Raw genomic sequence first — 22,628 nt, 5'->3', positions numbered from 1 at the left:
CGTAGGGTGGGCAAAGGCGCATTAGCGCCGTGCCCACCACTCTTGCTGCGGTCGTGGAAAGATGGTGGGCACGCTTCGCTTTGACCACCCTACGAGACTGTGCCTCGACTACTGCACGCTCAGCGCCACGAACCGCAGTTCGCCGTCGCCGTTGGAGACCAGCAGCAGCACGGACTTCTTGCCGTCCTTCTTGAGCTGGTCCACCCGCTTCTGGATGTCGGCGCCGCTCGCGACCGCTTCCTGCGCGACTTCGACGATGACGTCGCCGGCGGAGAGCCGCTTCTCGGCAGCGTCCGAATTGGCGTCGACATTGGTGACGACCACGCCCTTGACGGTGTCCTTGATCTTGTAGCGCGTGCGCAGATCCTTGTTCAGCACGGCGAGATCGAGGCCGAGCGCCTTCTGCGTCACCGGCTTCTCCGGCGGCGGCTCATCGGTCTTCACCGCGGCCTGCACCTTGTCGGGATCCTGCAGGCGGCCGAGCGTGACTTTCTTGGTCTGCTCCTCGCCCTTGCGGATGATGATGACGTCGACCTCCTTGCCGACCGCGGTGTCGGCGACGACGCGGGACAGATCCTTCGGGTCCTTGACGTCCTTGCCGTCGAACTTGACGACGACGTCACCCGGCTCGATCCCGGCCGGCTTGGCCGGGCCCTTGTCGTCGACGCCGGCCACCAGCGCGCCGCGCGCAGGCTTGATGTTGAGGCTCTCGGCGATCTCGTCGGTGACGCTCTGGATGCGCACGCCCAGCCAGCCGCGACGCAATTCGCCGAACTGGCGGAGCTGATCGACGACGCCCGCGACCGTCTTCGACGGCACGGCGAAGCCGATGCCGATCGAACCGCCGGAGGGCGAGATGATCAGGGTGTTGACGCCGACGACGTCGCCATCGAGGTTGAACAGCGGGCCACCGGAATTGCCGCGATTGATGGCGGCATCGGTCTGGATGTAGCTGTCATAGGGGCCTGAGGAGATGTCGCGGTTCTTGGCCGAGACGATGCCCGCGGTCACTGTGCCGCCGAGGCTGAAGGGGTTGCCGATCGCAACCACCCAGTCACCCAGACGCAGCTTGTCGGAGTCACCGAACTTCACCGAAACAAGCGGCTTCGGCGGCTTGAACTTCAGGACGGCGAGATCGGTCTTCTTGTCGACACCGACCAGCTCAGCCTTGATCTTGCTGCCGTCGTTGAGAATAACGTTGATCTCGTCGGCGTCAGCGATGACGTGATTGTTGGTCACGACGACGCCGGAGGTGTCGATGATGAAGCCGGACCCGAGCGAGTTGGTCTTGCGCGGCGGGCCGTTGCCGTTATCGCCGCCCTTGCTGCCGCCGCCGGGGCCTTTGCGGTTCTTGAAGAAGTCGTCGAAGAATTCCTCGAACGGCGAGCCGGGCGGCAGTTGCGGCATGGTGTTGCTGCCGCCGCCGCCCTTGGCCTCGACTGTCTGCGAGGTCGAGATATTGACGACCGCGTCGATCACCTTCTCGGCGACGTCGGCGATGCCCTCCGGTCCGCGTGCCTGCGCCGGCGAGCCGAACACACTGAAAGCGCCGATGGCGAGCGCGGCCAGCCCAAATCGCGCATGTTGGCGCAAGCGGGTCGGAACAATGGTGGCAGCGGTCATTGTGGTCTCCAGAGAAAAAGGATTCGGCCTCAAGACTGCGCTCGAACGGGGGCACGGTGCAAGCGCGGAGCTTAACGGGCCTCAAGACCCGGATAATACGGCGAAAACCCGCCCCTCGCCTTCACTTTGGCGTTGGCCGTACGGCTAGATCGGACGTCGCATCACCCAGATCAGGATCAGGCCGGCCACGGCCGAGCCAATCCCGACCGCCCGCAGGATATTGTCCGGCGTAGCAATGGCGCTTTTCATGGCCTTGCGCATCCAGTTCGGACTGGCCGCGAACATCAAGCCTTCCAGCACGAACAGGATGCCTAAGCCGATGAGGAAGTCGGCGAACGCAATGGACCTCATCGGATTGGAACCTCCCGTGGTGCTGTTCTTGTCTGGACGAAGGGCGGCCAAACCTGCCGCCCTTGTCTAGCTTACGGTTTCGCCGGCGTCTCGGTCGCCGGCTTGCCGGACGGGTTACTAAAATACCGGAAGAAATCCGAGTCCGGCCGCAGCAGGTAGCGGGTGTCGTCCTTCTTCAGCCCGTTCTCGTAGGCCGTCATCGACCGATAGAACGCGAAGAAGTCGGCATCCTTGCCATAGGCTTCGGCGAACAGGCGGTTGCGCTCGGCGTCACCGACACCGCGCGTCTGCTCGGCGGTCGAGTTCGCTTCGGCAATGATCACCGTGACATCGCGGTCGGCCTTCGAACGAGTTTCCTGCGCCCTCTGGCCGCCCTGCGCGCGGAATTCGGCCGCCTCGCGCTGGCGTTCGGACTTCATCCGGTCGTACACCGCCTGGCTGTTCTGTTCCGGCAGGTCGGCGCGGCGAATGCGGACGTCGACAACCTCGATGCCGTAACCGCCGGCCTCGCGGTCGAGCTGCTCGCGGATGCGTCCCATCAGCTTTTCGCGCTCATCACGCACCACGGTGATGAAGCTGACCTCACCGAGCACGCGGCGCAGCGCTGCGTTCAAGAGCGAGGTGAGCTGGAGGTTCGCGGCCTGGATCGAGCCGACGCTCTGATAGAAGCGCAGCGCATCCTTGATGCGGTAGCGCGCAAAAGCATCGACCACGAGCCGCTTCTGGTCGGAGGCAATGACCTCCTGCGACGGGTTCTCGAGGTCGAGAATGCGCTTGTCGACGTTGATCACGGAGTTCCAGGGCGCCTTGAAGTGCAGCCCGGGGTCGGTGACGACGTCCACAGGTGCGCCGAATTGCAGCACGATGGTCTGCTCGGTCTGCTGCACCGTGAACAACGACATGTAGGCGACAATCACGACCAGAAGCGCCGCAAGCAGCGCGACAATGCCTGTAACGGGAGACCTCATCTTGTGCCTCCGCTCGGCAGTTGGCCGGTCGTCGTGGGCCGCCTCGCCGACAATTCATTGAGCGGCAGGTAGGGCACGACGCCCTGGCCAGAGGCGCTGCCGTCATAGATCAGTTTGTCAGAGCCGCCGAGCACGCGCTCCATCGTCTCCAGATAGATCCGTTCACGCGTCACGTCGGGCGCCTTCTTGTATTCCTCGTACACCTTCAGGAAGCGCGAGCTCTGGCCCTTGGCCTCGGCGACCGCCTGCTCCTTGTAGCCTTCGGCGGCTTGCAGAATCCGCGCCGCGTTGCCGCGCGCTTCCGGCACAACCTTGTTGGCATAAGTCTGCGCTTCGTTTTGCAGCTGCTCCAGATTGGCGCGCGCCGCCTGCACGTCGCGGAACGCATCGATCACCTGTGCCGGCGGATCGACCTTCTGCATCTGCACCTGCGTGATCTGGATGCCGGCGCCATAGCCGTCGAGCGTCCTCTGCATCAGATCCTGCACGGTGGTCTCGGTCTGCGTCCGGGCTCCGGTCAGGATCGGCTGGATGTCGGAACGGCCGATCACCTCGCGCATCGCGCTTTCGGCGACCGCCTTCACGGTGCCCTCGGGGTTCTGGATGTTGAACAGGAAGTTGCCGACGCCGTTGGGCTTGATGCGCCACAGCACGGTGAAGTCGACATCGACGATGTTCTCGTCGCCGGTCAGCATCAGGCTCTCTTCCGGCACGTCACGGATCGAGCGGCCGCGGCGGGCCGGATCGTCGATCAGCGTCATGCCGATGGAAATGGTGGAGACGCGCAGCGCCTTCGGCAGCAGCACGGTCTCGATCGGATAGGGCAGATGATAGTTCAGGCCCGGATCCACGGTGCGCACATGCTTGCCGAAGCGCAGCACGACGCCCTGCTCTTCGGACTGCACCCGGAAGAAGCCCGAGAGCAGCCAGAGTGCGATGACGATAAGCAGGATCAGCGTGATGCCGATGCCGGAGAAATAGCCACCGGGCATGATCTGCTGCAGCCGGTCCTGGCCACGCCGCAGAAGGTCCTCCAGATCCGGCGGCCTCGGCCCGACCGGTTGCGGGCCTGAGCCCCACGGTCCTTTCGGACCCGAGCCCCACGGGCCACCGCCCTGATTCTTCCACGGCATTCGACGCTCTCCTCGGCAGACCGGGACTAAAACTAAGCCGGCCCGCATTGTCCGGTCCGGCTTTATAGGGGACCGAAAGGACCCTTACAACGCAAGCCTAACCGACCCACGAGCTATGCTCGGGGGCGGAAAAGTCAATGTAAACATTGGCGAATGCAGTTAATGGGGCGCCCGCCGACGATATGTCACATAGGAGTAGTCGGCGCTGTCGTCGGGACCGGCCGGATGGCGGACGCGCGCCACCTCGTCCCATCGCGCCTTGTCGATGTCGAAATGCGTGTCGCCCTCGGGGCGCGCGTGGACTTCCGTGATCTCGAGGCGGTCGGCACGATCGAGCCATTGCCGGAAGATTTCGGCGCCGCCGATCACGGCGATTTCAGCGGCTGAACGCCGCAGGGCGTCACCAAGCGCAACCGCGCCCGCATCCGCTGCCGATGTCGTGACGACGGCGCCGGCGGCGCGATAGGCCGCATCGCGCGTGATCACGATATTGGTGCGGTTCGAAAGCGGCCGACGCCCGGGCAAGGATTCAAAGGTCTTGCGCCCCATGATCACGGGCTTGCCGATGGTGAGCGCCTTGAAGCGCGCCATGTCGGATTTCAACCGCCATGGCATCGCGTTGCCGGCACCGATGACACCGTTCTCCGCAATCGCAACGACGAAGACGATCTCCATCAGGATGTGCTCCCTGCAAGCCGCGTCAGCGCAGGACCGGAGACGCGGCACAGCGTCCAGTCGTCCAGCATGACGGCGCCGAGCGATTTGTAGAACGCGATCGACGGCGCATTCCAGTCGAGCACCGCCCATTGCAGGCGCGACCAGCCGTTGTCGACGCATTCCTTGGCCAGATAGACCAGCAGCGCCTTGCCGAGGCCTTTGCCCCGATGCGACGGCCGCACATACAAATCTTCGAGATAGATCCCGTGGCGGCCGCTGAAGGTCGAGAAATTCAGGAACCAGACCGCAAAACCGACCGGCTCGCCGTTCCACTCCGCAAGCGCACAAAACAGCCGCGGATCGCTGCCGAACAAGGCGTCCGCAATGTCAGCTTCGGTGGCCTCGACCTCATGAGAGAGCTTCTCGTACGCGGCAAGCTCGCGGACGAAATCGAGGACGAGCCCGGCCTCGCCCGGGCGCGCGCGGCGGATGCTGAGCGACATCGGCGCTAGACCGCGACCGCCGCCTTGATATGCGGATGCGGATCGTAGCCGACGAGTTCGAAATCCTCGTAGCGGAAGGAGAAGATGTCCTTCACGTCGGGATTGATCCGCATCACCGGCAGCGCACGCGGCGCGCGCGTGAGCTGCAGCCGGGCCTGCTCGAGATGGTTGGAATAGAGATGGGTGTCGCCGAACGAATGCACGAAGTCGCCGGGCTTCAGGCCGGTGACCTGCGCCACCATCATGGTGAGCAGCGCATAAGAGGCGATGTTGAAGGGCACACCGAGGAACACGTCGGCCGAGCGCTGATAAAGCTGGCAGGACAGCTTGCCGTTGGCGACGTAGAACTGGAACAGGCAGTGACAGGGCGGCAGCGCCATCTTGTCGACCTCGGCCGGATTCCAGGCCGAGACGATCAGGCGACGCGAGTCCGGATTGCGCTTGATCATGTCGACGACGTCAGTGATCTGGTCGATGCTGCGCCCGTCCGGCGCCGGCCAGGAGCGCCATTGATGGCCGTAGACCGGGCCGAGATCGCCATTGGCGTCCGCCCACTCGTCCCAGATGGTGACGCCGTTGTCGCGCAGATATTTGATGTTGGTGTCGCCCTTCAGGAACCACAGCAGCTCATGCACGATCGCCTTCGGCGGCAACCGCTTAGTGGTCAGCATCGGGAAGCCGGCGGACAGATTGAAGCGCATCTGATGGCCGAACACCGACAGCGTGCCGGTGCCGGTCCGGTCGGTCTTCTCGGCGCCGTCTGAAAGAATCCGCTCGAGCAGGTCCTGGTATTGGTGCATGGGCTATAGGCCTTTGGGAGGACGGCGAACTTAACGGCCGGCTCCGCGCTGCGACAGGGGCGATTCGCCGGCTCGCACAGATTATACCCGGAAAACTGGTCATCCCCGGCGCAAACGACAAGAGGCGGAACTCGCGTCCCGCCCCTCGCCTATCAGCTTGATTGTACTGATTAACTTGCCGGCTTGAGCACCGGGGTCCACTTCGCGATTTCGCTCTTCACGAGGGCGGCAAGCGCCTCCGGCGTCCGCTCCGCAGGGGTGGGGATGACGCTGCCGAGCTCGAGCAGGCGCTTGCGTACGGTCTCGTCGTCGAGCGCCCTGACGGCGGCGGCGTTCAGGCTCGCCACGATCGCGGGCGAGGTTCCCTTGGGCGCGAACATCGCGTTCCAGGCCTGGGCCTGGAACGCGGGCAGCCCGGCTTCCGCCGTCGTCGGCACGTTCGGCAGCGACGGATTGCGCTCCGCCGTTGCGATCGCATAGGCCTTGATGGTGCCGGCGTTGATCTGCGGCACGGCGTTGACGATCTGATCGCAGATGTAATCGACCTGGCCCCCCACCAGCGCGTTCATCGCGGGTCCGGTGCCGTTGAAGGGCACGCCGACCGGCTTGATGTCGAGGATGGAGTGCAGCAGTTCGCAGGACACGTGCGACACAGAGCCGATGCCGGCATGCGCCGCATTCACTTTCTCAGCGTTGGCCTTCACGTAAGTGACGAACTCCTTCAAATCCTTCGGCGGGAAGTCCTTGCGCGCCAGGATCAGGATCGGCGTGCCCGCGAGCAGCGCGATAGGCTCGAAGTCTTTTTCGGGATGGTAGGCGAGCTTCGGATAGAGCGGCACGGAGGCGGCGTGCGTGCCCATATGCCCGGTGATCAGCATATAGCCGTCATTGGCCGCGCGCGCTGCGCGCGTGGTCGCGGTGGTGCCGCCGGCGCCGACTACGTTCTCGATGATGATGCTCTGCCCCAGCGTCTGCGCCATGTGCGACGTGACGATGCGCGCGACGACGTCGGTCGGACCGCCCGCCGCGAACGGTACGATCATGGTGATGCTGCGCGTCGGATAGGTCTGCGCTTCGCCCGATGCGACAAAGCCGCACAGCGACGCGAGCACGACTGCACATGCGCCCGTGAGCGCGCGAATGGAGGTCATCCCGATCTTCTCCGACATAACAAAAATGCCGGCCACAAGGCCGGCATTTTCATTTCACGAAGAAGTCACACAAGTCGATTGGACTTCCGAATGCGGCGCGCCGACGCAGGACATGCCGACGCAGGCGCGACGCAATCAATTCTCGGATTCGGTGAACACCTCGTCGCGCTTGCTCCGCAAGAAGGGCAACACCGTGAGCACCAGAAGGAAGGCCGCGATCGCGAGCAGCACGGCCGACAACGGACGCGTCAGGAACACGGTCCAGTCGCCACGCGAGATCAGCAGCGCGCGGCGCAGGTTCTCTTCCATCAGCGGTCCGAGCACCATGCCGAGCAGCAACGGTGCCGGCTCGAAATCGTGCTTGATCAGCCAATAGCCGACCAGACCGAACACGCCCGCGAGGATGACGTCGACCGGCGCATTGTTCACCGAGTAGATGCCGATCGCGCAGAAGATCACGATCGAGGGGAACATCAGCCGGTACGGCACGCGCAACAGCCGCACCCAGATGCCGACCAGCGGCAGGTTGATGATGATCAGCATCAGATTGCCGATCCACATCGAGGCGATCATGCCCCAGACCAGGTCCGGCTGTTTCTGCATCACCTGCGGGCCCGGCACGATGCCATGAATGGTCATCGCACCGACCATCAGCGCCATCACCGCGTTCGGCGGGATGCCGAGCGTCAGCAACGGGATGAAGGAGGTCTGCGCGGCTGCGTTGTTGGCGCTTTCCGGCGCCGCCACGCCTTCGATCGCACCGCGGCCGAACCGTGACGGGTCCTTGGCGAGCTTCTTCTCGAGCGTATAGGCCGCAAACGACGCGATCACCGCGCCGCCGCCCGGCAAAATGCCGAGGATCGAGCCGAGCGCGGTGCCGCGCAGGATCGCAGGCGCCGAGTCGATCAGGTCTTTCCTGGTCGGCATCAGGCCGGTGATCTTTTGCTGCACGAGATCGCGGTTCATCTCGGCGCCGGCATCGAGATTGCGGATGATCTCGGCAAAGCCGAACACGCCCATCGCCACCGTCGCAAAGCCGAGGCCGTCGGCAAGCTCCGGAATGTTGAAGGCCATGCGCGACGCGCCGGTCTCGATGTCCGAGCCGACCATCGACAGCAACAGGCCGAACACGATCATCGCGATCGCCTTCAGCACCGAGCCCTTGGCCAACACGACCGCAAAGATCAGGCCGAGCACCATCAGCGAGAAGTATTCCGCCGGGCCGAACGCCAGCGCGAGCTTGGTCAAGGGCGCGCCGAGCACGGCGATGAGCACGGTCGCGACGCAGCCGGCAAAGAATGATCCGATCGCGGCGATCGCCAGCGCCGGGCCGGCGCGGCCCTGCTTTGCCATCGCGTGACCGTCGATGGCAGTGACGACCGATGTCGCCTCACCTGGAATATTGACCAGGATCGACGTGGTCGAACCGCCATATTGTGCGCCGTAATAGATGCCGGCGAGCATGATCAGCGCGCCGACCGGCGGCAGTCCGAAGGTGATCGGCAGCAGCATCGCAACAGTTGCGATGGTGCCGATGCCCGGCAGCACGCCGACCAGCGTGCCGACGAGCGCGCCGATCAGGCACATCAGAAGATTGATCGGAGAGAACGCGACGGCAAAACCGTGAGCGAGGTTGGCAAAGAGATCCATTACGCCCTCACTGGACCAGGAAACGCGGGAACATCGGCATCGGCAGCCCGAGCACGTACGGGAACAGCAGCGCGCAGCCGGCCGTCAGGCAGGCGCCGACGATGATCGTTTCAACCCAGCGCGTCTCATGCGTCCCCATCGCTGCGATCAGGAAGCTCACGAACGCCGAAACCACAACTCCAAGCGGACGGATCGCGAGGGCGAAGAAGACGATCGAGGCCATCACGAACAGCGGCCCGCGCCAGGAATAATGTGCCATCGTCGGTCCATCGGACAACAGCCCGGTCAAGGCGATGCCGGCGCCAAGCGCGACGAGCAGCCCGCCGAACATCCGAGGCGCCGTGCCAGCGCCAAAGGAGAAGCCGCGCATCCCCTGCAAATCGCTCGAGGCCCATAGGGCGAACAGAGCGAGCGCCATCAGGACGATGCCACCGACATAGTCCTGTGCCGACCGGATCGTCATGAAGATCGTGAGGACGGCGACCGCAAACAGCGGATAGGAATAGATCAGCGCCAGCAGCACATCCGATGACGCCTTCTTGGTGTCACCGCCGGCAGCGGCGAGCAAACCGGCGGGGGCGCCCGCGACCAGCGCCGTCGCATGTGCGGCCACGACCTGGATTGGGCCGCGCCCAGCGCCCCAACCGAAGATCGTCCCGATCGACCAGATCAATTCGAAAATTTGCGGCGCGAGCGCCAGCAGGCAGAAGCCGATCACCACCGATTTGTTTCGTGTGGCTGTCGTCGCCGAGTGGCCCATTGTGTCGGCCATGCATGTCTCCTCCGCGACCTGTAAGTCACGAACACTGTTGTTCTAATCGGCTGGAAGGGATCCCCGGCCCGGATCATTGCCTAGCGATTTTCATCACACAATGCCAGCAAAACCCAACACGCCCCCTGCGAGCAGAAGCCACAGCGGATTGATGCGCGAGACGGAGGCGATCACTGCAACCGTTGCCGTCAGAAGCAGCGCAGCAATATTGCGATCGGTCGACTGTGCCAGGATCAGAGCACTCGCCGCCATCAATCCGATCGACAGCGGAACCAGTGCAGCCTGGATCAGGCCGGGCCACCGCGATTGGCTCGGCCGGTTCAGCAATCGGCTGACATAATAGGCAAGCAGCGCCGTCGGCAGGCACATCGCCAGCGTTGCGGCCAGCGCACCGGGAATGCCGGCCACGGCATAGCCGATTAACGTGACGATAAGCACGTTGGGACCCGGCGAGAGCTGTGCGATCGCATAGGCGTCGGCGAACTGCTTGTCGGTCATCCAGTGATGCACATCGACCGCGATGCGGTGCATCTCGGGCACCGCGGCTGCGGCTCCGCCGACAGCGAATAAGGACATTAGACCAAAGGTGGAGATCAGCGCCCAGATCGGGTTCTCGCTGCTCATGCTGCTACCTTCCGTCGCATCACATATGTGACGCCAATACTGAGCGGGATCGCGACCAGCAGCACCGCCTGCAACGGCCAGCGAAACACGCCGATGGCTGTGAACACGCCGAGCATCAGGATGAACACGACGACGTCCATCCGCTTGAGCAGCGGCGTCATCATGCGAAACACCACTGCGATCAGCAGGCCGACCGCGGCGCAGGAGATGCCTGCGAGAATACGACGCAGCACCTCCACGTCGCCGAACCGGGCGTAGATGATCGCCAGCACGGTCATGATCAGCGTTGGCGGCAGCAACAGCCCGGTGAAGGCCGCGACACCGCCGGCGATGCCGCGCAGTCGCGATCCGAACACCATCGACAGATTGACGATGTTGGGCCCGGGCAGGAAATGGCAGAGCGCAAAGGTCTCGTTGAACTCGTCAGCGGTCATCCAGCGATGCTGGTCGACGATGGCGTGCCGGGCAAACACCAGGACCCCGCCGAAACCGGCCAGCGACATCCGGGCAAAGGCCAGGAACAGCGCGATCAAGCCGGGCGGAGGAGCGTGAGTTGGTAGAGGATCCGGCTCTTGGGCGGCCGGTGCTGAATCCGGGGACATGCCAACAGCTTAGAACGCGGTCCGCGGCGGGGCCAAGATCAGATAGAAGACCGGTCGGAACCTATCCAAAGGGAACTCGGCCGGCCCGCGCCAAACCCCTGTCTTTCTAAACCTTTGCCCCCTATATTGGGGGTGCCGGTTCGCCGGCTATGGAAATAAACGGTCGTCGCAATAAACCATTCGGACCCGGGGGCGGTACCCGGCGCCTCCACCAAAGCTCATCGTTCGGCGGGCTTGGCCCACTGACAAGTGAGCTTCGGCGGGGGCGAAATAGGATCGACGAGGGCGTAAAGGGCGAACTTTTTCCCGGTATTGTTCCGCCGTTATCGGGCTATGCAATAGTTGCCAACGACAACTTTGCTCCGGTTGCTCAGGCTGCGTAACGCAGTTTGAAAGACCATTCTGAAGTCCTAACGGGTTAAGCTCCGTTAGGCGGGGTTCGGAGGCACCTGGCAACAGAAGCCTCCACTTACCTCTGATTTCCTTCCCGGCGGGGACTCCTGCTGACCCGTCAGGCGCGGTACTATTGCGGCTTGGCGAGTCGGGCCGGCAGGGCCCGCCTCCTGGAATGCAACAGGACCACCATGGCGACCGATCATATCCGATACGATGTGCTGGCCCGCGACGCGCTGCGCGGCGTGCTGCGCAAGGTGCTGACCGACGCCGCGGCCCACGGCCTGCCGGGCGAGCATCATTTCTTCATCACCTTCGTCTCGAAGGCCGAGGGCGTGAAGATCTCGTCGCGGCTGCTGGCGCAGTATCCGGAAGAGATGACGATCATCCTCCAGCACCAGTTCTGGGACCTGACCGTGCTTGAGGACCGCTTCGAGGTCGGCCTGTCCTTTGGCGGCATCCCGGAACGGCTGATCGTGCCGTTCAGCGCCATCAAGAGCTTCCTCGACCCGTCGGTGAAGTTCGGCCTCCAGTTCGACACATCTGATGTCGCCGAGGTGGCGGGCGAGAATTTGCCGGCGACCCCGGCCCCTTCAGCCGTCGCGGCACCCGCGCCGGCCACCGAGACGGCAGAGACCGCGGAAGAGCCGACCCCGCCGAACCAGGGCGGCGCCGAGGTCGTGCGGCTCGATCGTTTCCGCAAGAAATGATCTAGGTTGGCCGCGAGACCGTCGCGCCCGGCCAAACTCCCTATATAGAAGAGCACATGAAGAGGCCGCGCGGCGTTTCGCGCGGCAGAATGGATGTGCTCATGGCCAAAGCTGCGAAGACCGCCCGCCCCGCGACCCGCATCGAGACCGACAGTTTCGGTCCCATCGAGGTCCCCGCCGATCGCTATTGGGGGGCGCAGACCGAACGCTCGCGCCAGAATTTCCGCATCGGCATCGACCGCATGCCGATCTCGCTCGTGCATGCGCTCGGCATCGTCAAGCTTGCAGCCGCACAGTCCAACGTCGAGCTCGGCCTGCTCGACAAGCGCCGCGCCAACGCCATCATCCGCGCCGCGCACGAGGTGATCGAGGGCAAGCTCGACGATCATTTCCCGCTTGTCGTGTGGCAGACCGGCTCGGGCACCCAGAGCAACATGAACCTCAACGAGGTCATCGCCAACCGCGCCAACGAGCTGCTCGGCGGCGAGCTCGGCAGCAAGAAGCCGGTGCATCCCAACGACCACGTCAATATGAGCCAGTCGTCGAACGACTCTTTCCCGACCGCGATGCACATTGCGGCCGCAAGCCGCGTCACCGCCGATCTCGTCCCCGCCCTCGGCGAATTGCACAGCGCGCTGCGCAAGAAGGAGAAAGAGTTCGCCAAGATCGTGAAGATCGGCCGCACCCACACCCAGGATGCGACGCCGCTGACGCTCGGCCAGGAATTTTCCGGCTATGCCGCGCAGGTCGAGAGCGGCATCGCGCGGCTCAAGGTCGCGGTGAAGGATCTCTATCCGCTGGCGCAGGGCGGCACCGCCGTCGGCACCGGCCTCAACTCCAAGCCGCGCTTCGCAAAGCTGTTTGCAAAGCACGTCGCCGGGATCACGAAACTTCCCTTCACCAGCGCCGCCAACAAATTCGAGGCGCTGGCCTCGAACGACGCCTATGTGCTGGCACACGGCGCCATCAATTCCGTCGCGACAGGCCTGTTCAAGATCGCCAACGACATCCGCCTGCTCGGATCGGGCCCGCGCTCGGGCCTCGGCGAATTGATCCTGCCGGAGAACGAGCCGGGCTCATCGATCATGCCGGGCAAGGTCAATCCGACGCAGTGCGAGGCGATGACCATGGTGTGCTGCCAGGTGTTCGGCAATCACACCGCGATCACGGTCGCCGGCAGCCAGGGCCATTTCGAGCTCAACGTCTACAAGCCCGTGCTCGCCTACAACATGCTGCACTCGATCCGCCTGATGGCGGACGCCGCGCGCTCCTTCACCGAGCATTGCGTCAGCGGCATTCGCGCCGACGAGAAGCACATCAAGGAATTGATGGAGCGTTCGCTGATGCTGGTGACCGCGCTCGCGCCGAAGATCGGCTACGACAACGCAGCCAAGGTGGCCAAGACCGCGCATGCCAACGGAACCACGCTGAAGGAAGAGGCGCTGCGGCTCGGCTTCGTCTCGGCCGACGAGTTCGACCGCCTGGTGCAGCCGGAGAAGATGACGAGGCCCGGATGACGAATTCCGAATTCCGATAGTCATCCGTAGTGATACGGAGCCCCAAGGCTCATAATTATAAGGCTTAAAGGACAGGATTTGATTACCGTCAATGTGGCGACGGGGGCGCGTGCTACGCAAAGCCCCTCTGCCCTTGACGGGGCGAAATTCATCGTTTGATGGCCGACAGGCCGATTGACGAGGACGAGCGAATGACGATCAAGTCTTGCGAGGCGCGACGCGGCGCCCTGTTTCTGGAAGTTTCATCCTGTCTGAGGAGGATCGGGTGATGGAGACGCGCCATGGGGAACGTCATCAACCTGAATCGTTTCAGGAAGCGCGCCGAGCGGGAAACCTCGGCGAAGCAGGCGGACGCCAACCGAACGAAGTTCGGCCGCACGAAGGCCGAGCGATCGTCGGAGGAGAAGCAGGCGGACCAGGCGAAGGCGCATCTGGACCAGCACCGGATCGATCGCGAGGAGCAGCCATGAAGTCGCCCGTCGTGAAGCGTTCGATCGTGGTCGCCGGCCACAAGACCAGCGTCAGCCTGGAAGAGGCGTTCTGGAACGGCATGAAGGAGATCTCGGGCCTGCGCAACATGACGCTGTCCGAGCTCGTCGGCGAGATCGACGGCGGCCGCCAGCAGGGCAATCTGTCCTCGGCGATCCGCCTTTTCGTGCTCGACTACTTCAAGAGCCGCGCCATGGCCGCCGTCCAGCCGGAGAAGGTCCCGGCGCAATAGCGCCGAGGCGCTCCGCCCACGGCTTCGTGATCTGCACTTTAAAATCACTCTAAGGTGCAGTTTAGGCGAGCGTGCGCGCTTGACCTCCATGCCCTGCGTTGAAAATACAGGGCATGACCGACACCCATGATACGCGCCGCGAGATGCCGCTGGGCCTGGCCCAGCGCGGCTATACCGGCGTCATTCAGCACCTCTCCGCCAAGGACGCGAGCTCGGCACTCTCGGACATCGAGCTCGAGAGCCGGCTGATCGAGCTCGGCTTCGTCGAGGGCGCCCGGGTCGAGGTCCTGCACGAGGGGCTGGTCGGGCGCGACCCGATCGCCGTTCGTGTCGACAACATCACCATCGCGGTGCGTCGCCGCGAGGCCATGGCCATCATCGTCGCCTGAGATCGCGGCCGGACATCTGATTCCATGGAATTACCCCTTCTGCATCTCGCCCTGGTCGGCACGCCCAACAGCGGCAAGACCTCGCTGTTCAATGCCCTGACCGGCAGCCGGCAGAAGGTGGCGAACTATCCGGGCGTCACGGTCGAGCGCAAGGAAGGTTTTTTCGTCACGCCCTTGGGACGTCAGGTCTCCGTCGTCGACCTGCCCGGCACCTATTCGCTGCGCGGCCGCAGTCCGGACGAGGAGATCACCCGCGACTTCGTGCTCGGCAAGGCCTCCGGCGAGACCGTGCCCGATCTCGTGCTGTGCGTGGCGGACGCGACCAATCTGCGCCTGACCATCCGCCTGCTGCTCGAGCTGAAGCGCACCGGCCGGCCGATGATCCTCGTGCTCAACATGTTCGACATCGCGAACCGCCGCGGCATCTCGGTCGACGTCGAGCGGCTCGCCAAGGAGCTCGGCGTCCCCGTGGTCACCTCGATCGCAGTGCGCAAGGGCGGCACGGCCGACCTGTTGGCGCTGACCGACGAGATCTCGGCCAAGCTCGCCACCGAGCCTGCCGAGAACAACTGGCGCGCGCTCAGCGTCGCCGAATTGCGCGCGACCCAGCGCGAGGCCGACCGCATTATCTCGGACTGCGTCAGCCTGCCGAGCCGGCCCGACACCTGGACCGCGCGGATCGATGCGATCGTGCTGCATCCGGTCGGCGGACTCATCGTGCTCGCGCTCATCCTGTTCGTGATGTTCCAGGCGGTGTTCGCCTGGGCGCAGCCGCTGATGGAGCTGCTGCAATCCGGCTTCGACGCGCTCGGCGACGTCGTCCACGCCACCCTGCCCGAAGGCCTGGTGCAGAGCTTCCTGCAGAACGGCGTGATCTCGGGCGTCGGCAGCGTCATCGTGTTCCTGCCGCAGATCATCATCATCTTCCTGTTCATCCTGCTGCTGGAAGATTTCGGCTACATGGCGCGCGCCGCGTTCCTGATGGACCGCATCATGGGCGGCGCGGGGCTACACGGCCGCGCCTTCATTCCGCTGCTGTCGAGCTTTGCCTGCGCCATCCCCGGCATCATGGCGACGCGCGTGATCGACAACAAGCGCGACCGGCTGACCACGATCCTGATCGCGCCGCTGATGACCTGCTCGGCGCGCATTCCGGTCTACACGCTGATCATCTCGGCCTTCATTCCGGCCAAGGACGTCTGGGGCTTCATCAACCTGCAGGGCCTCGTGATGTTCGGCCTCTATGCGGCCGGCATTACCAGCGCGCTTGTCGTCTCGTTCCTGATCAAATTCTTCATGCTGCGCGACTATGCGCCGGCGCCGTTCATGCTGGAGCTGCCGGACTACAAGATGCCGCGGCTGAAATCGATCGCGATCGGCGTCTACACGCGGGCAAAGATGTTTTTGCATCGCGCCGGCACCACGATCTTCTCGATGATGGTGCTGATCTGGTTTCTGGCCTCGTTCCCGCAACCGCCCGCGGGCGCGACCGAGCCGGCCATCGACTTCAGCCTCGCCGCCATCATCGGCAAGGCGCTGGAGCCCCTGCTCGCCCCCGTCGGCTTCAACTGGCAGATCGCGGTCGCTCTGATCCCCGGCATGGCGGCGCGCGAGGTCGCGGTCGCGGCGCTCGGCACCGTCTATGCGATCGAGGGTGGCAAGGAAGCGGCCGAGCAGATCGGCCAGGTGCTGGCGACGAAATGGTCGCTCGCGACCGCGCTGTCGATGCTCGCCTGGTACATCTTCGCCCCGCAATGCGCCTCGACGCTCGCCGTGATCCGGCGCGAGACCGGAAGCTGGGGCTGGATGGCGGCGACCTTCGCCTACATGCTGGTGCTGGCCTATGCCGCGAGCCTCGTGACGTACAACGTCGCGGTCGCGCTTGGCGCGGGGTAGACTCTCGCACAACCAAAACTGCGAAAACAACCCCATGCACAGTAGGCGGGGATTGCGAAATCAATGGCTTACGCGGTTGAAAAAATCATTCGGCCGTAGCCCGGATGGAGCGGAGCGAAATCCGGGAAAGCGCGTCCAATGCAGGGATTCCCGGATTGCGCCGCGCTCCATCCAGGCTACGAATTCCGCGCGCCGCTTGACCCGTCGGGCAAAACACTGGCACGATGTCATCATCGGAGAGTGGTTGTAGAAGCGCACGCGTCTGCGTCCTTGCTCACGCCTCCGATGCTGTTCCAGCTTCAAACCATGACAGCGCAACTGTCGCTTTTGACATGAACGTTAAAGGCAAATGCCGTTTGCGCTCATCGTGTCGGAGCGTCATAGTTTCGCAACGCTGCCCGGAAGTTTGAACCGGCTTCAAGAACAAGTGGAGGCCGCGCCATGCAAGACGTCGAGACTCGTGCCATCGGCAAGGTGATGTGGCGGCTCATTCCGTTCCTGATCGTGTGCTACTTCGTGGCCTATCTCGACCGCGTCAATGTCGGCTTTGCCAAGCTGCATATGAACCAGGCGCTCGGTTTGAGTGAAGCAGCGTTTGGGCTGGGCGCCGGCTTGTTCTTCGTCGGATATTTCCTGTTTGAAGTGCCCTCGAACATCTTTCTGGAAAAGGTCGGCGCACGCGTCTGGATCGCCCGCATCATGATTACCTGGGGGATCGTCTCGGCGGCTTTCGCATTCATCCCGTCGATATCGGCAGCAACCGGAATTCCGACGACGGGCGTTTTCTACTCGCTTCGTTTGCTGCTCGGCGCCTGCGAAGCGGGTTTCTTTCCCGGCATCATCTTCTACCTGACGCTCTGGTTCCCCGCGGTTTACCGCGCGCGGGTCATCAGCCTGTTCATGCTGGCGATCCCGATTTCGTCCATCGTCGGATCACCCATCTCCGGGATGCTGCTCGGCGTGACCGGTTGGGGATTGGAAGGCTGGCAGTGGCTGTTCATTCTCGAAGCGTTGCCGTCGGTTCTGGTGGGCATTTGCGTCCTGCTCTATCTGACCGATTTCCCGCGCCAGGCCCGCTGGCTGCAACAAGACGAGATTGCCTGGTTGGAGAACGTGCAAGCGACCGAGAAGCGCAACAAGGAGCGCGTGGAACATCTGTCTTTGGGACAAGCGCTGACCGATCCCCGCATTTTGGCGTGCGCACTCGTGTACTTCTGCCTGAACGCTGCAAGTTACGGTGTGGCATTCTTCCTGCCGACCATCATCAAGGGCTTTGGCGTCAGTGACACCCAGACCGGCCTGCTCGCGGCGCTCCCCTTTGTTTTCGGGGCCGCGGGCATGGTGCTGCTTGGTCGTCATTCCGATCGGACCATGGAGCGAAAGGGTCATGTCGCCGCCGCGCTCTTGATGGCAGCGGTCGGGATCGGATTGGCAGGTCTCGTTTCCAATTCCGTGCTCGTCATGGCGTTGCTCTGCTTTGCACAGATCGGCGTCTCGGCCGTTCCCCCGATGTTCTGGCCACTGCCGGCAAGTTTCCTGACGGGCGCATCGGCCGCCGCCGGCATCGCCGCGATCAACTCGCTCGGAAATCTTTCCGGCTTCGCCGGTCCTTACGCGATGGGATACCTGAAGGATCTGACCGGCAATTTCACTGCGGGCCTGCTCTTGCTGGCGGGATGCGCGCTGGTCGGCGCAGTCGTCGTCATGATGCTGCGGATCGATGTACGGCGCGAGCAATTATCCGGTGACGTCGCGATGGCGCATTAGACAGGCGTGATCGGCTCACAGATCGTCAGAGCTGTCCGCATCGAGCGCCGACCGAACCGCCGACGCGAGCTCGGCGGGCCGGAACGGCTTGCGCAGAAACGGCGCGCTCCCCATCGCCGCCTCCAGCGCTGCGGAATCGGCATATCCGCTGACAAACAGGACCGGGAGCGAGGGTTGCACGGCCCGGGCCGCCTTGACGACCTCGGCGCCGTTGGTGCCGGGCATCGAAAAATCGATGATCATCAATTGCGGGTTCACGGTTGTCTGCATGGCAAGCGCCGCATTGCCGTGGTCCGCCTCATGAACCACATATCCTATCTCGGACAGAAAGCTGGTCATCAGGCCGCGGACGTCGTGATCGTCGTCGACCACCAGAATGCGCTCGGCATGTCCGTTTTCGGCGGCGGCCTGCGCTTCGGCGGTCGTCTCGGTGCTGGCGATCGACCGGCGAAGTGACAGCCGCACCGAGGTGCCCTTGCCGACCTCGCTCTTGATGTCGACGTCGCCTCCCATCTGCCGCACCAGGCCATAGACCTGTGAGAGGCCAAGGCCCGTCCCCCTGCCGGCAGGCTTGGTGGTGAAGAAGGGATCGAAGGCGCGGGCGATGACATCGGGCGGCATGCCCGTCCCGGTGTCCGTCACCGACAGCATGACCCGGCGATTGTCCGGATCGTCGCAACCGGTGGTGATCGTCAGCGTTCCGCCGTCCGGCATCGCGTCTCGGGCGTTGATCGCCAGGTTGAGCAGGCTGACTTCCAGCTGGTTGTGATCAGCGACCACGAAAGGTGTGCGCGCATCGAGCTCGGTCTTGATCGTAATGCTGGCGCCGAGCGACTGGTTGAGCAGCTCAAATGCGTCCAGGATCAGGCGATTGAGGTCGACGGATTCAGTCGCGAGCTTCTGGGTTCTTGAAAACGCCAGCAATTGCGCCGTCAGTTTCGAGCCCCGCTCCGCCGCCTTGAAGGCATTTTCCGCAAGCCTTGTGATGCGCGGCTCGGTCGCACGGGCACGGATCAGGTCGAGATTGCCAACGACCGCTGTCAGGAGATTGTTGAAATCGTGCGCGAGGCCGCCGGTCAACTGCCCGACCGCCTCCATCTTCTGGGCCTGCAACAGTTCGGACTCGACCTTTTGGCGCTGCGTGACCTCCTGGCGCAGCTTGCGGTTGGCCTGCTCGAGTTCTTCAGTGCGTTCCCGAACCTGCTTGTCCAGCGTGGCATTCAGCGAGCGCAAAGCGTCTTCGGAACGGCGGACTCGCAGCAGCGCGTTGATCGCGGCGGCAAGCTCGACCGGTTCGGCGGGCTGTACGAGATAGGAATCAGCGCCAGCGTTCAGTCCGCTGACGCGATCCTCGGTCTCCGTGAAGGTGGCCGATGTCTGCAACACCATCACTTCCGGCCACTTGGTCTTGATGAAGGCGCAGACCTCGAAGCCGCTGATGTCGGGCAGTTGAACATCGAGCAGCACGACAGGCGGCTTGTGCTGCTCGATCATCCGGAGCGCTTCCGCACCGGTCTGTGCCTCGATCACGGCAAAACCGGCAGCGTTGAGGTCGCGTGTCTTCACATAGCGCTGCGCTTCGAGGTCGTCGACGTTCAGGACGACGATCTTTTCGCCAGCGTTCATGTCGCCCCCTGAACTGCGTCGCGCAGGAAAGACGAGACGCTCTCCCGGGAGATCGCGTTTTTGGAGACTAACCGCACATACTCGGGCAGGCGGGACCTGAGCGAGGCGTCGATCGTCATCGATGTCGAGACGACGATGGGAATGTCGTTGGTGCGATCGTCGGCAGCCAATTGTTGCAGCACGGTGAAGCCGTCGACCGCGGGCATTTGCAGGTCGATCACGATGACGTCGGGCTTTGTCTCCCGCGCGAGGCGCAAGCCTTCCTCGCCGCCGTCGGCTTCCATGAATTCATAGCGCGTCTCGTTACCGACGATCTGCCGCATGACGTAGCGGAACGTCTCGTCGTCGTCGATCAGCAGCACGCGCTTGCTGCCGTCGCCCGCCGTCAGCATTTCGCGATCGTGCTCGCCGAGCGAGGCTGGAATCTTCAGCGAGAACACCGAGCCCTGCCCCGATCCGCTCTCGACCGTGAGGTCGCCGCCCAGCAGACGCGCCAGCGACCGCGACAGGGGCAGGCCAAGGCCGGTGCCCTTTACCTTCCTCTGCAACTTGGTGTCTACCTGCGAGAATTCCTCGAAAATGCGCTCATGGTGCTCTGGCGCAATCCCGATGCCGGTGTCGCGGACGGAGAAGACGATGCTCGCGCCGTTCTCGCTCGTGCGTGCGGTGACCCGCACCTCGCCTTCTTCGGTGAATTTCAGCGCGTTCGAGATCAAATTGCGCAGGATCTGCGCGACCTTCGCCTCATCGGTGTAAAGCGGCGGTAACTCCTTTGGAGATTCGAACAGCAGCTCGACAGCCGTACTGGTCAACAGCGGCTTCAGCGCGCCGCGCAACGCGCCGAACAGGCTCGTGACCGCGAAGCGCACCGGCTTGATCTCGGCCTTGCCGGCCTCGACCTTGGCGAGATCCAGCATGTCGTTGACGAGATCGAGCAGGCTTTCGGCGGATCGCCTGATGTAGCCGACCTGCCGCTCCTGCTCCGGTGACAAATCGCCGTCGATACGGTCGAGCAGCAGGCGTGACAGCGCCAGCACCGAATTCAGCGGCGTCCTGAACTCGTGGCTCATGTTCGAGAGGAAGCGCGTCTTGAGCTCGCTGGCCTGCCGCAACTGCTCGGCGCGGCCGTCGAGCTCGGCGTAGAGCGCCACCACGCCGCGGTTGGTATCGCCGAGCTCCTGGTTGAGCTGCTGGCTCTCCTCTTCGCGGCGCCGCAGCTCTTCCAAATTCTGCATCAGCTCGCGGTTCTGCTCCCGCAGGGCCGCAAGCGGATCGGACGACGTCTCCTTCTTCAGGCTGGCGACGATGTCGGTGAGCCCGGCGCGCGGCCATGGCGGGACGCGGTGCGGCAATTTGTGTCCGACCTCGACGATTGTCCCGCTGCCGGGCCTGGAATCGATGCTGAATGTGTCCATCAGCCGGCGTGCGCCGATCAGGCCAAGGCCCATCCCGCTCGGCGAACGGTACTGCCCATCGAGGATAAGCTGGAGATTGTCGATGCCCGGTCCGCTGTCGCAGATGCGAACGACGAAGCGTTGAGGAATCGAAGCTCCATCGAGCGCGAATTCGGCGCGGCCGCCGCCGGCATAGCCATAGGCATTGCGCGCCAGCTCGGAGACCGCAGTCGCGATCCGGGTCTGATCCTGCCGTTCGAATCCCAGGAGATCGGCCACGCGATGAGCGCGCTGACGGACGGCGACGACATCGCTCTCGTTCTCGATCGGGACGGTGACGATGGGCCAATGTTTGGAGGATGCCGCCATCAGCTTCACCATTTGGCCACCAGCACGGTCGCGTCGTCGCGCCCCCGCGTGAAATCGCGATAGAGGATCGCGGCGATCAGCGACGGATGAAGCGCGGCCAGATTGGAGTAACGGTCGACCGTCCAGCTCGAGGCAAGGCCGTCGGAATGCAAAATGATCAGGCCCTGCGCAAACGGGTAATCGAAGGCCCGGATCTTTCGCGTGTTGAAGCCCGCCGTTCCGGCCATCGACACCATCCGCTTGGTTTCGCCTGCGGTGATGACGACGCCGGCAACGTTGCCGATCCCGGAGAAATTCACGTTCTTTGTGGCGGGGTCGAAGCGCGCGACGGACACGGCCGCGCCGCGGGTCGCGCGCAGGCCGCCATGGATGTAGTCGAGCAGGTTGGTGACGGTATGGCCGTTGTAGCGATGAAACAGCCGCACGGCCTCGACCGCAGCCTCCGCGGCATCCGGCCCGTGTCCCAGGCCGTCAACCACAAGCAGCGTGCGGACATCACCCGTATTGGACACGCTCCAGGCGTCGCCACAGACGTCTTCGCCCGCCTTGGCCACGGATACGCCGCCCCAGGTCGGGGCGCTTGACGTCGGGACACCTGACGGCTTGATCGACGGAGCATTGCCAGGCACGACCCGCGCCAGCACGGCCGTTCCCACACCGGGCCATGAGCCGATGTCGACGAAGTGAGATTGCCGTACGACGGCGCCCAGACCGCGCCCGGCCGTGCCCGCGCTGGAATACCCGTCCTCCAGGCATGCCGCGACATTGCTCATGCCGGCACCCTTGTCGAGCGCGAGAATTTCAATGCCCTGGCTTTCACTGTCGTCATAGGCGCCAACGAGGATCTCCCCGCCCGATCCGTGCTTGACGAGGTTGGTCGAAAGTTCGGTCGCGACCAGGGCGAGCTTGCCCTTGTCGGTCTCGTTGAAGCCCATGCGCTGCGCGAGATCGGTGACCGCCCGCCTTGCCTCCGCTACGCCGCTTTGATCGTTGACGCCGACGGATTTCATCA

The 22,628-nt window shown here is 63.8% G+C and carries 22 protein-coding genes and 1 other RNA gene; 8 read left to right on the top strand and 15 right to left on the bottom strand.

Annotation, left to right across the window (positions count from 1 at the left end; genetic code table 11):
- Positions 1 to 108: 108 nt before the first annotated feature.
- The 12 genes from FXB40_RS30755 to FXB40_RS30700 all read right to left on the bottom strand — a co-directional run bounded on the left by FXB40_RS30755 (position 109) and on the right by FXB40_RS30700 (position 10,834).
- The gene (locus FXB40_RS30755; RefSeq protein WP_148775858.1) at positions 109 to 1,623 is read right to left on the bottom strand and encodes a Do family serine endopeptidase; all 1,515 of its coding nucleotides are present in this window, start codon (positions 1,621 to 1,623) and stop codon (positions 109 to 111) included.
- A 144-nt stretch (positions 1,624 to 1,767) separates the two neighbouring features.
- Positions 1,768 to 1,974, bottom strand: coding sequence for a DUF2065 domain-containing protein (locus FXB40_RS30750; protein WP_057747247.1), 207 nt, complete (start codon positions 1,972 to 1,974; stop codon positions 1,768 to 1,770).
- Between the two features lie 71 nt (positions 1,975 to 2,045).
- Positions 2,046 to 2,942, bottom strand: a complete 897-nt coding sequence (hflC, locus tag FXB40_RS30745; protein ID WP_148775857.1) for a protease modulator HflC — start codon at positions 2,940 to 2,942, stop codon at positions 2,046 to 2,048.
- Positions 2,939 to 4,075 carry an FtsH protease activity modulator HflK gene (gene hflK / locus FXB40_RS30740; protein ID WP_148775856.1) on the bottom strand — a complete coding sequence of 379 codons (1,137 nt, stop codon included), beginning with the start codon at positions 4,073 to 4,075 and terminating at the stop codon, positions 2,939 to 2,941. The genes hflC and hflK overlap by 4 nt, the downstream gene beginning before the upstream one ends.
- A gap of 159 nt (positions 4,076 to 4,234) precedes the next feature.
- A complete protein-coding gene (locus tag FXB40_RS30735) occupies positions 4,235 to 4,750 on the bottom strand; it encodes a dihydrofolate reductase (protein ID WP_148775855.1) in 516 nt (171 codons plus the stop codon).
- A complete protein-coding gene (locus FXB40_RS30730; protein ID WP_148775854.1) occupies positions 4,750 to 5,235 on the bottom strand; it encodes a GNAT family N-acetyltransferase in 486 nt (161 codons plus the stop codon). The genes FXB40_RS30735 and FXB40_RS30730 overlap by 1 nt, the downstream gene beginning before the upstream one ends.
- Positions 5,236 to 5,240: 5 nt before the next feature.
- Entirely contained in the window at positions 5,241 to 6,035 is a 795-nt protein-coding gene (locus FXB40_RS30725) for a thymidylate synthase (RefSeq protein WP_148775853.1), read from the bottom strand.
- A 170-nt stretch (positions 6,036 to 6,205) separates the two neighbouring features.
- Positions 6,206 to 7,186, bottom strand: a complete 981-nt coding sequence (locus tag FXB40_RS30720; RefSeq protein ID WP_148775852.1) for a tripartite tricarboxylate transporter substrate binding protein BugD — start codon at positions 7,184 to 7,186, stop codon at positions 6,206 to 6,208.
- Positions 7,187 to 7,321: 135 nt separating this feature from the next.
- Positions 7,322 to 8,836 carry a tripartite tricarboxylate transporter permease gene (locus FXB40_RS30715; RefSeq protein ID WP_148775851.1) on the bottom strand — a complete coding sequence of 505 codons (1,515 nt, stop codon included), beginning with the start codon at positions 8,834 to 8,836 and terminating at the stop codon, positions 7,322 to 7,324.
- 7 nt (positions 8,837 to 8,843) lie between these two features.
- Positions 8,844 to 9,608 (bottom strand): tripartite tricarboxylate transporter TctB family protein, encoded by a 765-nt coding sequence (locus FXB40_RS30710; protein WP_148775850.1) that lies wholly within the window; start codon positions 9,606 to 9,608, stop codon positions 8,844 to 8,846.
- 93 nt (positions 9,609 to 9,701) lie between these two features.
- Positions 9,702 to 10,232 carry a chromate transporter gene (locus FXB40_RS30705; RefSeq protein WP_148775849.1) on the bottom strand — a complete coding sequence of 177 codons (531 nt, stop codon included), beginning with the start codon at positions 10,230 to 10,232 and terminating at the stop codon, positions 9,702 to 9,704.
- Entirely contained in the window at positions 10,229 to 10,834 is a 606-nt protein-coding gene (locus FXB40_RS30700) for a chromate transporter (RefSeq protein ID WP_148775848.1), read from the bottom strand. Before FXB40_RS30700 ends, FXB40_RS30705 begins: the two co-directional genes overlap by 4 nt.
- 95 nt (positions 10,835 to 10,929) lie before the next feature.
- Here FXB40_RS30700 and ssrA point away from each other — a divergent pair.
- The 8 genes from ssrA to FXB40_RS30660 all read left to right on the top strand — a co-directional run bounded on the left by ssrA (position 10,930) and on the right by FXB40_RS30660 (position 18,227).
- Positions 10,930 to 11,304, top strand: a transfer-messenger RNA (tmRNA) gene (gene ssrA / locus FXB40_RS30695).
- A 114-nt stretch (positions 11,305 to 11,418) separates the two neighbouring features.
- Positions 11,419 to 11,937 carry an SspB family protein gene (locus tag FXB40_RS30690; RefSeq protein ID WP_148775847.1) on the top strand — a complete coding sequence of 173 codons (519 nt, stop codon included), beginning with the start codon at positions 11,419 to 11,421 and terminating at the stop codon, positions 11,935 to 11,937.
- Positions 11,938 to 12,026: 89 nt separating this feature from the next.
- Complete coding sequence (gene fumC / locus FXB40_RS30685; RefSeq protein ID WP_148775869.1) at positions 12,027 to 13,454, top strand: class II fumarate hydratase; 1,428 nt, start codon at positions 12,027 to 12,029, stop codon at positions 13,452 to 13,454.
- Positions 13,455 to 13,735: 281 nt separating this feature from the next.
- Positions 13,736 to 13,924, top strand: coding sequence for a DUF4169 family protein (locus FXB40_RS30680; RefSeq protein ID WP_148775846.1), 189 nt, complete (start codon positions 13,736 to 13,738; stop codon positions 13,922 to 13,924).
- Positions 13,921 to 14,175, top strand: coding sequence for a ribbon-helix-helix domain-containing protein (locus FXB40_RS30675; RefSeq protein ID WP_148775845.1), 255 nt, complete (start codon positions 13,921 to 13,923; stop codon positions 14,173 to 14,175). The genes FXB40_RS30680 and FXB40_RS30675 overlap by 4 nt, the downstream gene beginning before the upstream one ends.
- A 113-nt stretch (positions 14,176 to 14,288) precedes the next feature.
- Entirely contained in the window at positions 14,289 to 14,564 is a 276-nt protein-coding gene (locus FXB40_RS30670; protein ID WP_148775844.1) for a FeoA family protein, read from the top strand.
- 24 nt (positions 14,565 to 14,588) lie between these two features.
- On the top strand, positions 14,589 to 16,460 hold the full coding sequence (gene feoB, locus FXB40_RS30665; RefSeq protein ID WP_148775843.1) for a ferrous iron transporter B: 1,872 nt from the start codon (positions 14,589 to 14,591) through the stop codon (positions 16,458 to 16,460).
- Between the two features lie 441 nt (positions 16,461 to 16,901).
- A complete protein-coding gene (locus tag FXB40_RS30660) occupies positions 16,902 to 18,227 on the top strand; it encodes an MFS transporter (RefSeq protein WP_148775842.1) in 1,326 nt (441 codons plus the stop codon).
- 15 nt (positions 18,228 to 18,242) lie between these two features.
- Here FXB40_RS30660 and FXB40_RS30655 read toward each other — a convergent pair whose 3' ends face one another.
- Genes FXB40_RS30655 through FXB40_RS30645 form a run of 3 tightly spaced genes read right to left on the bottom strand, consistent with a single transcriptional unit; the run spans position 18,243 to position 22,626 of the window.
- On the bottom strand, positions 18,243 to 19,853 hold the full coding sequence (locus FXB40_RS30655) for a response regulator (protein ID WP_148775841.1): 1,611 nt from the start codon (positions 19,851 to 19,853) through the stop codon (positions 18,243 to 18,245).
- Positions 19,850 to 21,628, bottom strand: coding sequence for an ATP-binding protein (locus tag FXB40_RS30650; RefSeq protein ID WP_148775840.1), 1,779 nt, complete (start codon positions 21,626 to 21,628; stop codon positions 19,850 to 19,852). Before FXB40_RS30650 ends, FXB40_RS30655 begins: the two co-directional genes overlap by 4 nt.
- Positions 21,622 to 22,626, bottom strand: coding sequence for an ATP-binding SpoIIE family protein phosphatase (locus FXB40_RS30645; RefSeq protein WP_148775839.1), 1,005 nt, complete (start codon positions 22,624 to 22,626; stop codon positions 21,622 to 21,624). Before FXB40_RS30645 ends, FXB40_RS30650 begins: the two co-directional genes overlap by 7 nt.
- Positions 22,627 to 22,628 lie beyond the last annotated feature (2 nt).

The sequence above is a fragment of the Bradyrhizobium rifense genome (assembly GCF_008123425.1).
Classification (GTDB): Bacteria; Pseudomonadota; Alphaproteobacteria; order Rhizobiales; family Xanthobacteraceae; genus Bradyrhizobium; species Bradyrhizobium rifense.
This window is presented reverse-complemented; position numbering and strand designations above follow the sequence as displayed.